The sequence below is a fragment of the Arthrobacter sp. PTI12 genome, from assembly GCF_056679915.1.
In genome coordinates this window covers 2,453,403-2,467,989 of sequence record NZ_CM155256.1, presented here as the reverse complement: position 1 = coordinate 2,467,989, position 14,587 = coordinate 2,453,403, and the positions used below count along the sequence as shown (strand labels likewise).

The 14,587-nt window shown below is 62.4% G+C and carries 12 protein-coding genes and 2 tRNA genes; 6 read left to right on the top strand and 8 right to left on the bottom strand.

Annotation, left to right across the window (positions count from 1 at the left end; all coding sequences use genetic code 11):
- Nucleotides 1–8 precede the first annotated feature (8 nt).
- The 5 genes from AC1MBU_RS11810 to bcp form a co-directional block, all read right to left on the bottom strand.
- Nucleotides 9–1,505 carry a malate:quinone oxidoreductase gene (locus AC1MBU_RS11810; RefSeq protein WP_277358557.1) on the bottom strand — a complete coding sequence of 499 codons (1,497 nt, stop codon included), beginning with the start codon at nucleotides 1,503–1,505 and terminating at the stop codon, nucleotides 9–11.
- Between the two features lie 151 nt (nucleotides 1,506–1,656).
- A complete protein-coding gene (locus tag AC1MBU_RS11805; RefSeq protein ID WP_479787249.1) occupies nucleotides 1,657–3,381 on the bottom strand; it encodes an ABC transporter substrate-binding protein in 1,725 nt (574 codons plus the stop codon).
- A gap of 245 nt (nucleotides 3,382–3,626) precedes the next feature.
- Nucleotides 3,627–4,319 carry a fasciclin domain-containing protein gene (locus tag AC1MBU_RS11800; protein WP_479787248.1) on the bottom strand — a complete coding sequence of 231 codons (693 nt, stop codon included), beginning with the start codon at nucleotides 4,317–4,319 and terminating at the stop codon, nucleotides 3,627–3,629.
- Nucleotides 4,320–4,566: 247 nt separating this feature from the next.
- Nucleotides 4,567–4,648: transfer RNA gene (locus tag AC1MBU_RS11795), tRNA-Leu, on the bottom strand.
- A 98-nt stretch (nucleotides 4,649–4,746) separates the two neighbouring features.
- A complete protein-coding gene (gene bcp / locus AC1MBU_RS11790) occupies nucleotides 4,747–5,217 on the bottom strand; it encodes a thioredoxin-dependent thiol peroxidase (RefSeq protein WP_277358555.1) in 471 nt (156 codons plus the stop codon).
- 148 nt (nucleotides 5,218–5,365) lie between these two features.
- On the opposite strand from bcp, the gene AC1MBU_RS11785 reads away from it, so the two are divergent.
- Nucleotides 5,366–5,860: a MarR family winged helix-turn-helix transcriptional regulator gene (locus AC1MBU_RS11785; protein WP_346028140.1), complete on the top strand. Its 495-nt coding sequence runs from the start codon at nucleotides 5,366–5,368 to the stop codon at nucleotides 5,858–5,860.
- A 77-nt stretch (nucleotides 5,861–5,937) separates the two neighbouring features.
- Here the strand turns inward: AC1MBU_RS11785 and AC1MBU_RS11780 are convergent.
- Together AC1MBU_RS11780 and AC1MBU_RS11775 are read right to left on the bottom strand one after the other, a co-directional pair.
- Nucleotides 5,938–6,010 (bottom strand) — tRNA-Lys (locus AC1MBU_RS11780).
- Nucleotides 6,011–6,100: 90 nt separating this feature from the next.
- On the bottom strand, nucleotides 6,101–7,237 hold the full coding sequence (locus tag AC1MBU_RS11775) for a PQQ-dependent sugar dehydrogenase (protein WP_471671818.1): 1,137 nt from the start codon (nucleotides 7,235–7,237) through the stop codon (nucleotides 6,101–6,103).
- Nucleotides 7,238–7,306: 69 nt separating this feature from the next.
- Between AC1MBU_RS11775 and AC1MBU_RS11770 the strand changes: the two genes are divergently transcribed.
- Nucleotides 7,307–8,275: a 2-hydroxyacid dehydrogenase gene (locus AC1MBU_RS11770; RefSeq protein ID WP_479787247.1), complete on the top strand. Its 969-nt coding sequence runs from the start codon at nucleotides 7,307–7,309 to the stop codon at nucleotides 8,273–8,275.
- Nucleotides 8,276–8,278: 3 nt separating this feature from the next.
- Here the strand turns inward: AC1MBU_RS11770 and AC1MBU_RS11765 are convergent, their stop codons facing one another.
- Nucleotides 8,279–8,755, bottom strand: a complete 477-nt coding sequence (locus AC1MBU_RS11765) for a hypothetical protein (protein ID WP_277358551.1) — start codon at nucleotides 8,753–8,755, stop codon at nucleotides 8,279–8,281.
- 229 nt (nucleotides 8,756–8,984) lie between these two features.
- Between AC1MBU_RS11765 and ilvD the strand changes: the two genes are divergently transcribed.
- The 4 genes from ilvD to ilvC all read left to right on the top strand — a co-directional run bounded on the left by ilvD (nucleotide 8,985) and on the right by ilvC (nucleotide 14,570).
- Nucleotides 8,985–10,700, top strand: coding sequence for a dihydroxy-acid dehydratase (ilvD, locus tag AC1MBU_RS11760; RefSeq protein WP_346028142.1), 1,716 nt, complete (start codon nucleotides 8,985–8,987; stop codon nucleotides 10,698–10,700).
- Between the two features lie 346 nt (nucleotides 10,701–11,046).
- Nucleotides 11,047–12,942, top strand: a complete 1,896-nt coding sequence (locus AC1MBU_RS11755) for an acetolactate synthase large subunit (protein WP_277358549.1) — start codon at nucleotides 11,047–11,049, stop codon at nucleotides 12,940–12,942.
- 2 nt (nucleotides 12,943–12,944) lie between these two features.
- Nucleotides 12,945–13,457, top strand: a complete 513-nt coding sequence (gene ilvN, locus AC1MBU_RS11750) for an acetolactate synthase small subunit (protein WP_056548179.1) — start codon at nucleotides 12,945–12,947, stop codon at nucleotides 13,455–13,457.
- Between the two features lie 87 nt (nucleotides 13,458–13,544).
- Entirely contained in the window at nucleotides 13,545–14,570 is a 1,026-nt protein-coding gene (ilvC, locus tag AC1MBU_RS11745) for a ketol-acid reductoisomerase (protein ID WP_056548180.1), read from the top strand.
- Nucleotides 14,571–14,587 lie beyond the last annotated feature (17 nt).

Here is a 14,587-nt window from a genome sequence, read left to right as displayed (position 1 = left end):
ACCGCGGTCTAGTTGAGTCCCAGGACCCTGTCAGTCATTGACTGGATGTCATCGGCAAGCGACTCATTCTCGTTGAGCTTCGTGCCGTAGCCGGGGATCATTTCCTTCAATTTGGGCTCCCAGTCAGCAAGCTGGCCGGGGAAGCAACGACGCATGAGCTCAAGCATGATCGGCGCCGCAGTCGACGCCCCCGGAGATGCTCCCAGCAGGGCACCGACAGTGCCGTCTGCGGAAGTGATGACTTCCGTGCCGAACTGCAGAACGCCGCCCTTCCCGGGTGCCTTCTTGATGACCTGTACACGTTGCCCGGCGCTGATCAGTTCCCACCGGTTGCCATCAGCTGCGGGCAGGAACTCGTTGAGGTACTCATTTTTCGCCTCACGCTTCTTGAGCACCTCGCTGATCAGGTATTTGGTCAACGGGATATTGTCCTTGCCTACCGCCAGCATGGGCAGGAGGTTGGACGGGCGGATCGACGTTGGCAGGTCCAGCAGTGATCCGCGCTTGAGGAACTTGGTTGAAAAACCGGCGTAGGGGCCGAACAAGAGCGAACGTTCGCCATTGACGTAGCGGGTGTCGAGGTGCGGCACGGACATGGGCGGGGCACCGACCGACGCCTGCCCGTACACCTTGGCGTTGTGCCGTGTCACGGTCTTTGGGTTGGTGCAGCGCAGGAACTGTCCGGAGACCGGGAATCCGGCAAAACCGCGGCCTTCGGGGATGCCGCTCTTCTGCAGCAGATGCAGCGCACCGCCGCCGGCCCCGATGAAGACGAACCGCGTGTTCACGGTGTGCGCTTGCCCGGTTGCCCGGTTGCGAACGGTGACATCCCAGCGGTTCTGCGAGGTCTTCGAAAGATTGATGACGTCATGGCCGTAGCGCAGGTCAACGTCATTTTCGCCGAGGTAGCTTGTGAGACCGCGGGTAAGTGATCCGAAATCGACGTCCGTACCGCCGGTTACCCGTGATGCTGCGACGGGCTGACCAGGACTGCGGCCCTCCATGATGAGCGGAGTCCACTCTGCAATCTCCGCGTGCTCAGTGGCGAACTCAATGGTTTTGAAGAGTGGTTGCGTGCGGAGTGCCTCATAACGCCGACGGAGATACTCCACATTTGGTTCACCCCAGACGAAGCTCATATGCGGAACGGCGTTGATGAAGCCGCCCGGATCGCCGAGGTGGCCGTTCGAGACCATATGCGCCCAGAACTGCCTGGAGATCTGGAACTGCTCGTTGATGGCGATGGCTTTGGACGGGTCTACGGAGCCGTCCTTGCCTGCCGGCGAGTAGTTGAGCTCGCATAGGGCGGCGTGGCCGGTCCCCGCGTTGTTCCAGGGGTCGGAGCTCTCGAGCCCAGCGCGGTCAAGCCGCTCGAACAGAGTGATGCTCCAGTCCGGCTGCAGTTGCTTGAGGAACGCACCCAGGGTGGCGCTCATGATTCCGCCGCCGATAAGAACGACGTCAGTGTGATTCGCGGGCTTTCCCGCCTGGCTGTCAGCAGTCACGATGGGTCTCCAATAGCAAGGGCGCTAGCCCTAGAAGCGTAGCCTCTGGCAGAGGCGTTCCCTAAATCCGAATGCCGCACGGCGCAGTGATCCTCGTCCCAGTGCTCCGCCGAATTCACCCGGCTGGCAAGGTGCCGAATCAGTTCTCGGTTCAGGGGACCGGTTGTTCAACATCAGCGAGGTCAATGCTGTTGAAAACCTCGTGCATGACCGGGCTTACGGGGTAGCTGAGCACACGGGGAGACACCACTGCGGCCGAGATGGGAAAGGCGAGCGGAACGGCAGGAATGTCAACGGCGATGCTCTCACTTATCTCCTGGTACGCGGCAACGCGCTCCTCACCGTTGGGCAGCGTGACTGCCCTGGCAATCTTGCTGAAGAGCTGGTTGTCACGGAAAGCGAATTCTTCGCTGTAGCTGCCGAACAGGGCGCCCACGAAATTGTCGGGATCCTGGTAGCTCCCACTCCACCCGAGCAGGTGGAACGCACGGTTATCGTCATTTTGGACGGTCTCGATATAGCCGTCGGCCCATTCGGTCGGGACGGGCTGAAGATTGAATCCGGCGGCCGTGAGCTGACGGCTCAGCTCGGCGTACACCTTCTCCGGTGAGGAGAGATAGGGACGGGAGACGTTGCGGGGATAGTGGAAGGGGAGCGGCTCACCGCTGTACCCGGCCTCGTCCAGCAGTTCCCTCGCCAGCTCAGGATCGTACTCGTAATCGGTGATCTCTTCATTGGTCACCCCGAGCTTCGGCGGAATGAACTGGTTGGCCGGGCTGGTGCCGGCCAGGAAGCGGCCCTCGATGAGTGCATCTTTGTCGATCGCGTGGGCTACTGCCTGCCGGAACAGCACATCGTCGACGCCGGGAAAGTCCTGGTTCATCCCGAGGTACAGGACCGAATATGGATCGCGTTGCAGGATCTGCTGGCCCTCCCGGGCGAGCTCGGCGGCGTTGTCCACGGTCACGAGGTCGTATCCGTCGATTTCCTCGCTCAGCAGCGCACGCAATCGGGCAGCTGTGTTCGGAATGGTACGAAAAGTGACGGTCTGAATTTCACCCGCCGTGCCCCAGTAACCTTCAAAAGCGCTCAAGGTCACCTCATCCGCGGACCAACGGGTGAACGTGAACGGACCCGTTCCGACCGGACTGAGCGCGAACTCCGACAGTTGCCTGCCATTTCGTTCAACAGTCAGCTGGTTCGCGTTGAGCTCGTCGAGCGCTTTTGGCGAGGCCATTCCGAAGGCAGGCAAAGCAAGGGCGGGAATGAAGGACGTGAGGCGACCGGTCAGCCGGATGAGCACGGTGTGCTCTCCGAGCGGCTGACACGAATCGTAGACGGATTCCTCAGGTTCATCAGAGAAGGCTTTGAACACGGACTTGAACGCGATGGTGGCGTCCAGTACCCGGGTTTCGGGAGGCATCGTGTACCAGCGCTCGAAGTTTGCGCAGACCGCTGCGGCGTTGAACGGTTCGCCATCGTGGAAGACAACGTCCTGGCGCAGATCGAAGGCGTAGGCGCGGCCCTCGTCCCGTTCCTCCCATGACGTGGCCAGGAGCGGCGCCGGTTCTGAGGTCAGCGGGTCGATTCCGACGAGACCTTCCAACATCTGCCGGGTGATTCGGTAGGACTCAGTGTCTGCAACAAGTGCCGGATCAAGGCCGGTAGGCGTCGCGGCAGTGCCGAACGTGAACGTTGCGGTGGTGGTATTGCCAACCGGAGCCGCCGGCTCCGCACTGGTGGCGGGCGCCGTCGTCGTTGTTGGTACCGGCGTGGCTGCAGTGCACGCGGTCAGGCCGAGCACTGCTGCTCCCGCCAGCGCACGCAGGAACGGTCCCGACAGCTTACGACGGCGGTGCGTTGGGCTGGCTGGCATGGTCTCCTCGGGGCGCGCGTGCAGTAGGGCACGACTGCGGGCGGAATCTCCAGTTTAGGTCACGAGACTGAAGGGAAGCTGATCGCGGTGCATCGTACGACACGCCCGACACACAAAAACGGTGGGTATCTGCATCGGAGTGCAGATACCCACCGTGTCCCTGATCCAGATTAGAGGAGTCGAATCAAGGAGTCTTTGTCAGACGATTGCTCGCCTGGACTGCCGTGCCTGTTACCCGGGACTGACTACTCGCTCGGGGGCATCAGGATGGAGTCGATCAGGTAGACCGTTGCATTGGCGGTCTGAACGCCACCGCAGATGACCGCTGCGCCCTCTTCGCCGACGGTGATGGAGTCACCCTCGCCTTCGACCGTCAGCTCGGCACCGTTGAGCGTGGTGTGTGTTCCGGCAACCTCATCGGGAGCCAGCTGGCCCTCAACGACGTGGTAGGTAAGGATTCCGGAGAGGAGGTCTGCGTCGGTCTGCAGCGCCTCGACGGTTGCTGCATCGAGCGCTTCGAAGGCGTCGTCAACCGGCGCGAAGACGGTCAGCGCTTCAGATCCGTTGAGGGTGTCAACCAGATCGACATCAGGGTTGATGCCACCTGACACAGCGGCGGTCAGTTGAGTAAGCAGCGGGTTGTTCGAAGCAGCCGTCGCTACCGGATCCTGAGCCATGCCGGCTACCGAGCCGTCGCCGTCGGGCACCCGCTCCGCGTAACCTTCGCAGCCCGGGCCCACCAGGTTGGCGGCGGGGTCCATGGCCTCTTCGGTCATTTCCTCGGTCATCTCGGGTGCTGAGGATTCAGTCGTGGTTGATTCGGTGGTCTCCGAATCACTGGTGGCTGCTTCATCGCCACCGCCACAGGCTGCCAGGCCGAACATGGCTACAGCTGCGACACCGAATACGGAGAGATTCCTGCGCTTGAGAAGTTCCATTTCATTTCTCCTTCATTCATTCCGACCCCCACGGCAAAACGCGATGGTCTAATTTCCGGACGAACACATCGTGTCGATGTCTCACAGGTCATTCGGCTGAGCGATGAAGGTGGATGGGTGAGTGCTGAAAAAATTGTTGACAGCGGCTCGGGGCCGTGATTTCGCATTGGGGCTTAACGAGCCGGGCCCCCAGGCGTGAAGCCTGGGGGCCCGGATAATCGACGCCGATCACGTCTCCAGCTGGTAGTGCGCAAGGGGGGACTCGAACCCCCACGTCCGAAGACACTGGAACCTAAATCCAGCGCGTCTGCCAATTTCGCCACTCGCGCGTGGGCCTGCCGACCGGCCAGAACGATCCGGCGCACGGTCCATTGTACTGGTTCCATCACGGGCAACGGATGCCGCTTACGGACCTGCCGGTTTCGCGTTAGCTGATCCCTAAATCGCGGCGGAGCTTGGCTACATGACCGGTGGCCCTGACGTTGTACTGGGCGAGGCTGACCTGCCCGGATCCGTCGATCACCACTGTGGATCGGATGAGACCTTCATAGGTCTTCCCATAGTTCTTCTTTTCGCCCCACGCGCCATAGGCCTCTGCCACTGCATGATCCGGGTCGGAAAGCAGCGGGAAAGTCAGTGACTCCTTCTCACTGAAGGAGCGGAGCTTCGTTTCCGAATCGGGGGAAATTCCCAGGACCCTGTATCCTGCAGCGCCAAGCGAGGCGAGGTTGTCCCGGAAATCGCAGGCTTCGGTTGTGCAGCCCGGTGTCGCTGCTGCGGGATAGAAGTAGACGACGACATTCTCGCCGGCGAAGTCGCTGAGGGAAACGTCCGAACCGTCCGCGGACGAAAGCCTGAAATCGGGTGCGCGGTCCCCGGTCTGGAGTCGTTTTGACATATTGGTCTCTCTTTTCGGTCTCGATTGTGCATCAGCGGTGCAACTCTCCGGGTTTGCGGCCCGAGCAGTAGCTATCATATGTGGGTGGATTTCAAGGTCCCCAAGCGAAGCTACACGAGCTACGCGGGGTGAAAGGGAGTTTTTGCTGATGCCGCATCTCGAGCAATGGCCTACCGGTCGACTACTGACGACGGCCGCTCGGTTGGTGGAGCATGCGTGGAATGAACGGTTGGTTTCCATTGGTGTCACTCATGCCGGCGTGATTGCGCTCGGCGTGCTGGAAACCCAGGGAGCCATGACCCAGGCCAATCTTGCCCAGCTGGTGCGTGTCCAGGCGCAAACCATGGGCAAGACCCTGTCCCGCCTCGAACTGCGCGGACACATCTTGAGGACGCGCAGCGACATCGATCGCCGCAGCCATGCAGTCTCTATTACGCCCGCGGGCAGCCGGGTGCTCGGAGAAGCGAAAGATGTTGAGCGTACGCTCATCGCCGGCGAGGGGCTTGTCTCCAGTGAACTGAGGTCACACCTCCAGTCCGTCATTGAGGACCTCGGTGCCCCGCGCTGGAACTGGGAAGCTGATGGTGCGCCTGCAGCCTCACGGCGGGCTGGCCTTCCGGAGCCCGCGCTCATTGACGATTAGCGGGTCGCTCGGTTCTTGGAGTTAAAGCAGAAATCCTCCCGCCGGGCAGATGCCCAACGGGAGGATTTCTTTTTCTGTGCACCCCCCGGGACTTGAACCCGGAACCCATTGATTAAGAGTCAATTGCTCTGCCAATTGAGCTAGAGGTGCCTGCGGAATCCGGTCTCACCGCGTTCCGCAACAGCACTAAACTCTACCAGCACTGCGACGGAAAGTTGAAATCGGAGCGCTGCGTGTGAGCTATTGCATCTCCACCCGCAGGATCCTGGATCCACTGGTTTCATTAGTCGCAATGAGCAGGCTGCCGTCAACTCCCGCAAGAGTGTCCCTCAGCCGCCCGTGAGCGCCGTCGAGGAAGCTGGCCGGATTGCCGGCGGAACCTCCGGACACCGGTACACGCCAGAGCCGTTCACCCCGTAGACCGCCGATGTAGGCGACGTCTTCCACGATGGCCATGCCGCTGGGGGAAGCTGTAGCGGTGGACGGCCACACCACCTGGGCGTCAATAAAACCGCGCTGACCCGAAGCCCCGGTGACTGCAGGCCAGCCGTAGTTTCCGCCGGGCTCGATGAGGTTGAGCTCATCATCGCGCTCGGGGCCGAACTCGCTTGCCCAGAGCCGGTCCCCGGAGTCCCAGGCCAGACCCTGCACATTCCGGTGCCCCAGCGAATAGACGGCAGAGCCGAACGGACTATCCGGGGCGGGTTCGCCGTCAGCAGTAACCCGAAGGATTTTCCCGCCGAGGCTCGCCCTGTCCTGTGCGCTTTCTGCGTTGGACGCATCGCCCGTGCCGATGTACAGGTACCCGTCGGGGCCGAATTTGATACGGCCTCCGTTGTGGATGTTCGCCTTCGGTATGCCCGTCAGCACTTCTTCCGTGCCTTCAAGGGCACCGTTGCCATACGCCATGCTGATAACACGATTATCGTCGGTGCTCGTGTAGTAGAAGTAAAGGCGGGGGTCAGCCGTGAAGTCCGGCGGCACGGCAACGCCCAATAATCCGCCCTCGCCGTCGGCGTCGATGGCGTCCTGTACTACGCCGATGACATCAACCACGCCGTCGGTAATCCGTTTCACCTCCGCGCTTTCCCGCTCAGTGACGATGAGGCTGCCGTCCGGCAGCAACGCCATTGCCCACGGAACATCCAAGCCTGTTGCCACCTCCGCGGTGACTGCCGGAATTGGCTGCTCGGACACCGACGGCGCCGGTTCACCGGCGGTGGCACCCAGGGAGGTCGGAGCCTGCCGGACAATGGGGGCGGGCTCAGGTCCGGCATTGCATGAGGTGACTCCGGCGAGCAGACAGAACGCTGCGGCGAGACCCCGGAGTGCCGGGGTGATTCCATCGTTCCGTTTTTCCTGCTGCGCGGTGCGCATGACAGACACGTTACGACGACGGAAAACGGCTGTCCATGGGCCCCACGGTCGTCCGGCTACGCTGATCGCATGACCGCTCCCACAATCCGTACCGTGACAGTGCCTGACCAATACCTTCTGGAAGCACTCAGTCCTGCACCCGCCGGAATCACCCTCGCAGTGTGGGACTTCAAAGGCGAACCCCTTGGGGCTGACCTGCGGGAGGTCGACGTCGCAGTACTGCCCTATATGGCCAGGGGCGATTTCAGCTCACAGCTGCAGTCAGCTCCCGCGCTCAAACTGGTGCAGACCCAATCGACCGGGTATGAGGGCGTGCCGGAAATGGCAGGTGCCGGGGTTGCCGTCTGCAGTGCCGCCGGCGTCCACGCTGCGGCTACAGCCGAAATGGCAATCGGACTCGCCATTACCTCCCTTCGCGGCATCAACGTCGCAGTGTTGAACCAGCGGGAGCGGGTGTGGAAGCCCGAACGATTCCCGGGCCTTGCAGACCGCAGAGTGCTGCTCCTGGGAGTTGGCGGCATCGGAGAAGAAATAGCCAATCGACTCGATGCCTTCGAAGTCGAGCTCACGAGGGTCGGCAGGACAGCGCGTACCGACCAGCGCGGGCAGGTGCACGGCAGCGATGAACTTCTCGGACTGGCTGCCAACCACGATGTCCTGATCATCATTACGCCGCTGTCGGACTCCACCCGGGGACTGGTGGGAAGGGACGTGCTTGCGGCGTTGCCCGACGGCGCCCTCGTCATCAACGTTGCACGGGGCCCCGTGGTGGATTCGGAGGCACTCACGGCTGAGGTGGTCAGCGGCCGCCTGCATGCCGCAATCGATGTCTTCGATCCTGAGCCCCTTCCCGCGGATCATCCGCTCTGGGGTGCGGAAAACGCGATCATCACGCCCCACAACGGCGGGAATACCGGTGCGTTCCTCCCACGCATCGTGCGGCTGCTGCGGCGCCAGTTGGAGGCGTTCGCCGTCGGTCGGGAGCCGGTCAATCTGGTGGTGTCGGGACCGTGGGAAGCGGGGCGCCGCGACGTCTGAGGGCTATGCGAGCGTGATGAACGTCTGCATGAACAGTTCGAAGTCCGCGTAGTCGTCCGCCTGCTCGAGGTGGAGTTCCTGGTGGCGTGCAGGCTGGAAAATGACGTCCGGCTGAACCCCGAAGCGGAACGTCCTGCCGGTGTTTGTTGCCACCTCGTAATCGCCATCCGCCAACTGAAAGGCGTGGGCGAGGTTGGTCATGTTCAATTCGACTGGAACGCCGCCGCCGGTCAGGGTCTGCCCGTTGACGGGAGCCACCATGATCTCCGTGGGTTGCCAACGGTATCCGACGACGTAGTACCTCGGTGCGCTGATTCGCGTCCCGTCGGCGTCCCTGCCTTCGCGGCGAGCGTTCACAGCGAAGATGAGGTTGTAATCGCCGTAGTTAAGGATTTGGGAGTCGAAGATTCCGCGGAGGATGTTCTTCAGGGCATCGCTTCCGGGCTCGTCCTGTGAAGCGTGCGGCAACTGGGGAATCATTTTCGGCCTGGGTAGGGAAGTGCCCGCGGGACGGCTGGTCGGTATGCGGCCGCCGATGGCCGGCCGCACGTGGTCCGCGCCGACCACCCTACCCGAAATAAGCGGTGTCCATTCGGCCGGCGGGCGCGCTGAACGCCGGCCGCCTGTGACGCAGCACACCCCTAAGATGGGCTTAATAGGTCGGTCACACGCGCAGGGCGCACCTGCTTTCGGGCCTAGACTTTTACCCATGAGCGTGGATAGCGAAGCCAAGGCAACACCGGATATCAAGCCAAGAAGCCGTGCGGTCACTGATGGCATGGAGCGGGCACCTGCCCGAGGCATGCTGCGTGCAGTGGGAATGGGTGATGACGACTTCGCCAAGCCGCAGGTCGGCGTCGCGAGCTCCTGGAATGAAATCACGCCCTGCAATCTCTCCCTGAACCGCTTGGCCCAGGGCGCCAAGGAGGGCGTTCACGCGGCCGGCGGGTTCCCTATGCAGTTCGGAACAATCTCCGTCTCGGACGGCATCTCCATGGGCCACGAAGGAATGCACTTCTCGCTCGTATCCCGCGAGGTCATCGCCGACTCCGTTGAGACAGTGATGGAAGCGGAGCGCATTGACGGGTCGGTGCTTCTGGCAGGCTGTGACAAGTCATTGCCCGGCATGCTCATGGCTGCTGCGCGGCTGAATCTCTCGAGCGTTTTCCTGTATGCCGGCTCAATCATGCCGGGCTGGGTGAAGCTGGAAGACGGCACAGAGAAGGAAGTCACCCTGATTGACGCTTTCGAAGCCGTCGGGGCATGCGCGGCTGGAAAAATGTCGAGGGGTGACGTCGACCGCATCGAGCGCGCAATCTGCCCTGGTGAGGGCGCCTGCGGAGGTATGTATACCGCCAACACGATGGCCTGCATCGGTGAAGCGCTCGGTATGTCACTGCCCGGTTCGGCAGCGCCGCCGTCTGCGGACCGCCGTCGGGATGAATTTGCCCGAAAGTCCGGCGAAGCCGTCGTGAACCTGCTGAGACGAGGCATCACAGCGCGGGACATCATGACCAAAAAGGCGTTCGAAAACGCCATTGCTGTCACGATGGCCTTCGGTGGATCCACCAATGCAGTCCTGCACCTGCTCGCCATCGCACGCGAGGCGGAGGTGGATCTTACGCTCGATGACTTCAACCGCATCGGCGACCGCGTTCCGCACCTGGGTGACCTCAAGCCGTTCGGCCGCTACGTCATGACCGACGTGGACAAGATCGGCGGCGTGCCGGTGATCATGCGTGCCCTTCTGGACGCCGGACTCCTCCACGGAGACGTGCTGACGGTGACGGGCAAGACCCTCGCTGAAAATCTCGAGGCGATCAATCCGCCGGACGTTGACGGCAAGATCCTGCGTGCCCTGGATAACCCCATCCACAAAACCGGTGGCATTACCATCCTGCACGGCTCGATGGCTCCGGAAGGTGCGGTGGTGAAGAGCGCAGGCTTCGACGCAGAGGTGTTCGAAGGTACTGCGCGCGTCTTCGAACGCGAACAGGGGGCCTTGCAGGCTCTCGCTGCGGGGGAGGTGAAGGCGGGGGACGTCGTCGTCATCCGGTATGAGGGCCCCAAAGGCGGACCGGGCATGCGCGAAATGCTGGCCATCACCGGAGCCATCAAGGGCGCGGGACTGGGCAAGGATGTACTCCTACTGACGGACGGTAGGTTCTCGGGCGGCACCACCGGGCTGTGCATCGGCCACGTGGCTCCCGAGGCAGTGGACGGCGGCCCCATTGCGTTCGTCAAGGACGGGGACCGTATCCGCGCCGATATTCCGAACAAGACCTTCGACCTGCTGGTCGATCCCGAGGAACTGGAGCGCCGGAGGGTCGGTTGGGAGCCGCTTCCCGCCCGGTACACCAGGGGAGTGCTGGCGAAGTACGCGAAGCTGGTGCATTCAGCCTCCGAGGGCGCCTACACCGGCTAATCTGCGCCGGTTGGAAACCGGAACTGAAGACGACGACGGAGGCTGCGCGCCGGCGTCGTCGTCTTCAGTTAGTGTCCAGTAACTGGAATGGTTGTCCATATAGTGAGACGGTTCCGGGTGTTGTTGACACTGCTGGCGAGGGAGTGAAAACTACAGGTATGCAGCTCGTATCCGTAGTCCTAGTTACCAAGCGCGTGGCCTAAAAGCCCGGCTGGTACGTCTACGTCACGCGCAAACCCCTCGCAGAGCCCACCAGGCTGAGGGGTTTTTTTGTTCCCACCGAACAGATTCGCGCAGTACATTTGCGCAGCGATCAAGCTGTGCTGGATACAAAGGAAGTTCAAAGATGTCCAAGGGATCGCCCATCAGCCCGGCGCTGATGGCAACCAGACAACCCGCTCCGGCGGCACCGGTCCAGCAGCCGGGCAGGGACAACGCGGCTCCTTCCGCGCCCGCCAGTCCGGTGCTCGGGCTCAACCGCGTGGTGCCGCCAACCCAGATGACCGGATCCCAGGCGATTGTCCGCGCCCTTGAGGAACTCGGCGTTGATGACATCTTCGGCCTTCCCGGAGGCGCAATTCTTCCGACCTACGACCCGCTGATGGCCTCTACCAAACTTCGGCACATCCTCGTCCGCCATGAGCAGGGCGCCGGGCATGCGGCCCAGGGCTACGCCATGGTGACCGGGCGTCCGGGGGTCTGCATTGCTACGTCCGGGCCTGGGGCCACCAACCTGGTCACCGCAATAGCGGATGCGCATATGGATTCGGTGCCGATGGTGGCCATCACCGGCCAGGTATCCAGCGCCGTGATCGGATCGGATGCGTTCCAGGAAGCGGACATCGTCGGCATCACCATGCCGATCACCAAGCACTCCTACCTGGTGACCAAATCACAGGACATTCCCCGGGTTCTCGCTGAAGCATTCCACATCGCTTCGACGGGGCGGCCGGGACCGGTGCTCGTGGACATCGCAAAGGACGCCCAGGTCGGCGCGATGTCCTTCTCCTGGCCACCGAAAGTTGACTTGCCCGGCTACCGCACGGTGGTACGGGGTCACGCCAAGCAGGTCCGCGAGGCCGCCCGGCTCATCATGGCCTCGGAACGTCCCGTGTTTTACGTGGGCGGCGGTGTGGTCAAGGCCCATGCGGCAGCAGAATTGCTCGAGCTGGCGGAGCTGCTGGGCGCACCGGTTGTCACCACGCTGATGGCCCGCGGGGTTTTTCCCGACTCCCATCCGCAGCACGTCGGCATGCCCGGCATGCATGGCTCGGTGTCCGCGGTGACTGCCCTTCAGCAGTCGGATCTGCTGATTACGCTCGGCGCGCGGTTCGACGACCGCGTAACCGGTGTGCTTTCGAGCTTCGCGCCCGGGGCGAAAGTGATCCATGCGGACATCGATCCTGCCGAAATTTCGAAGAACCGGACGGCCGACGTACCGATTGTCGGCTCGGTGAAAGAGATCATTCCGGAGTTCACCGCGGCACTGCGCGAGCAGTTCGCCGCCTCCGGTGCGCCGGACTACAGCGCCTGGTGGATGGTGCTGAACCGGCTCCGCGAGAGCTACCCCATCGGGTTCACCCAGCCCGAAGACGGGCTCTCCGCCCCGCAGCACGTCATCCAGCGCATCGGTGAGCTCACCGGACCGGAGGGCGTGTATGCGGCAGGCGTTGGCCAGCACCAGATGTGGGCAGCCCAATTCATCAACTACGAGCGGCCGCATGCCTGGTTGAACTCCGGCGGCCTGGGCACCATGGGTTATGCGGTTCCGGCCGCCATGGGCGCCAAGGTCGGCAACCCTGACCGCGTGGTGTGGGCGATCGACGGCGACGGCTGTTTCCAGATGACCAACCAGGAGCTGGCCACCTGTGTGATCAACAACATTCCGATCAAGGTCGCCGTGATCAACAATTCCTCCTTGGGCATGGTGCGCCAGTGGCAGACCCTGTTCTACGAGGGCCGCTACTCGAACACGGACCTCAACACCGGGCACAACACCGTGAGGGTTCCGGACTTCGTGAAACTTGCCGACGCCTACGGCTGCGCCGGACTGCGTTGTGAGCGGGATGAGGACATTGATGCCACCATCCAGCAGGCACTGGACATCAACGACCGGCCCGTTGTGATCGATTTCGTGGTCAGCCGTGACTCGATGGTGTGGCCTATGGTCCCCACTGGCGTCAGTAACGACCTCATCCAGATTGCCCGCAACATGACCCCGGACTGGGAGCAGGAGGACTAACAATGGCCCGTCATACCCTTTCCGTTCTGGTCGAGGACGTCCCGGGCGTTTTGACCCGTGTCGCAAGCCTGTTTGCTCGACGCGCCTTCAACATCAACTCACTGGCCGTCGGTCCGACCGAAGTAACCGGGATGTCCCGGATAACTGTCGTGGTAGAGGCAGAAGGGGACCTGCTTGAGCAGGTCACAAAACAGCTGAACAAGCTCATCAATGTGATCAAGATTGTCGAGCTTGTCCCCGAATCCTCCGTGCAGCGGGACCACATCCTGGTCAAGGTCCGCGCGGATGCCGCAACACGGCTGCAGGTAACCCAGGCAGCAGACTTGTTCCGCGCTTCAGTGGTTGACGTGTCCACCGACTCGCTGATCATCGAAGCCACCGGCACTGCCGAAAAGCTTTCCGCGCTCCTGTCAGTGCTGGAGCCGTTCGGCATCCGCGAAATAGTGCAGTCCGGAACCCTGGCGATCAGCCGCGGCGCCAAATCGATGAGTGACAGGGCGCTCAGGAGCGCCTAGCCAGCAGCGCGAACTTCACTCTCAATACCTCAACCACGCCGGTCCACGTCAGGTGGGCGGCACAATCACATCACAGGAGAAACACAAGTGACCGAGTTGTTCTACGACGACGATGCAGACCTTTCGATCATCCAGGGCCGCACCGTGGCTGTTATCGGGTACGGCAGCCAGGGCCACGCCCATGCGCTGAGCCTCCGCGACTCGGGCGTTGACGTCCGCGTGGGCCTGAAGGAGGGCTCAAAGTCCCGCGCCAAGGCGGAAAGCGAGGGCCTGCGCGTCCTCAATGTCTCCGACGCCGTTGCCGAAGCCGACCTCATCATGGTCCTGACGCCGGATCAGGTCCAGCGCCACGTCTACGCTGAGGACATTGCTCCCAACCTGCAGGCAGGTGACGCCCTGTTCTTCGGTCACGGGTTCAACATCCGCTACGGCTACATCCAGCCTCCGGCCGACGTGGATGTTGCCCTCGTTGCGCCGAAGGGCCCGGGCCACATTGTTCGCCGCGAATTCGAAGCGGGACGCGGCGTTCCCGACCTGATCGCCGTTGAGCAGAACCCGTCCGGCAAGGCCCGCGAACTGGCACTGTCCTACGCGAAGGCAATCGGCGGCACCCGCGCGGGCGTCATCGAGACAACCTTCACCGAAGAGACCGAAACCGATCTTTTCGGGGAACAGGCTGTCCTGTGCGGCGGCGCGTCCCAGCTCATCCAGTACGGTTTCGAAACACTCACCGAGGCCGGCTACAAGCCGGAGGTCGCGTACTTCGAGGTACTGCACGAACTCAAGCTGATTGTTGACCTGATGGTGGAGGGCGGCATCGCCAAGCAGCGCTGGAGCGTCTCCGACACAGCAGAATACGGTGACTACGTCTCCGGCCCGCGCGTCATTGACCCGTCGGTGAAGGAAAACATGAAGGAAGTTCTCGCGGATATCCAGAACGGTGCCTTCGCCAAGCGCTTCATCGATGACCAGGACGCGGGTGCGCCCGAATTCGAGAAGCTGCGCAAGCAGGGCGAGGATCACCCGATCGAGGCAACGGGCCGCGAACTGCGCAAGCTGTTCTCGTGGATCAAGACCAACGACGACTACACCGAAGGTTCAGTCGCCCGCTGATCATCGTTGTTGACACC

Coding starts and splice junctions, on each gene's coding strand:
- AC1MBU_RS11775 (WP_471671818.1), bottom strand. CDS start 7,237: ATGCGCACCGCGCAGCAGGAAAAACGGAACGATGGAATCACCCCGGCA.
- AC1MBU_RS11800 (WP_479787248.1), bottom strand. CDS start 4,319: ATGGAACTTCTCAAGCGCAGGAATCTCTCCGTATTCGGTGTCGCAGCT.
- AC1MBU_RS11770 (WP_479787247.1), top strand. CDS start 7,307: ATGACCGCTCCCACAATCCGTACCGTGACAGTGCCTGACCAATACCTT.
- AC1MBU_RS11755 (WP_277358549.1), top strand. CDS start 11,047: ATGTCCAAGGGATCGCCCATCAGCCCGGCGCTGATGGCAACCAGACAA.
- AC1MBU_RS11805 (WP_479787249.1), bottom strand. CDS start 3,381: ATGCCAGCCAGCCCAACGCACCGCCGTCGTAAGCTGTCGGGACCGTTC.
- ilvN (WP_056548179.1), top strand. CDS start 12,945: ATGGCCCGTCATACCCTTTCCGTTCTGGTCGAGGACGTCCCGGGCGTT.
- AC1MBU_RS11785 (WP_346028140.1), top strand. CDS start 5,366: ATGCCGCATCTCGAGCAATGGCCTACCGGTCGACTACTGACGACGGCC.
- ilvD (WP_346028142.1), top strand. CDS start 8,985: ATGAGCGTGGATAGCGAAGCCAAGGCAACACCGGATATCAAGCCAAGA.
- bcp (WP_277358555.1), bottom strand. CDS start 5,217: ATGTCAAAACGACTCCAGACCGGGGACCGCGCACCCGATTTCAGGCTT.
- AC1MBU_RS11765 (WP_277358551.1), bottom strand. CDS start 8,755: ATGATTCCCCAGTTGCCGCACGCTTCACAGGACGAGCCCGGAAGCGAT.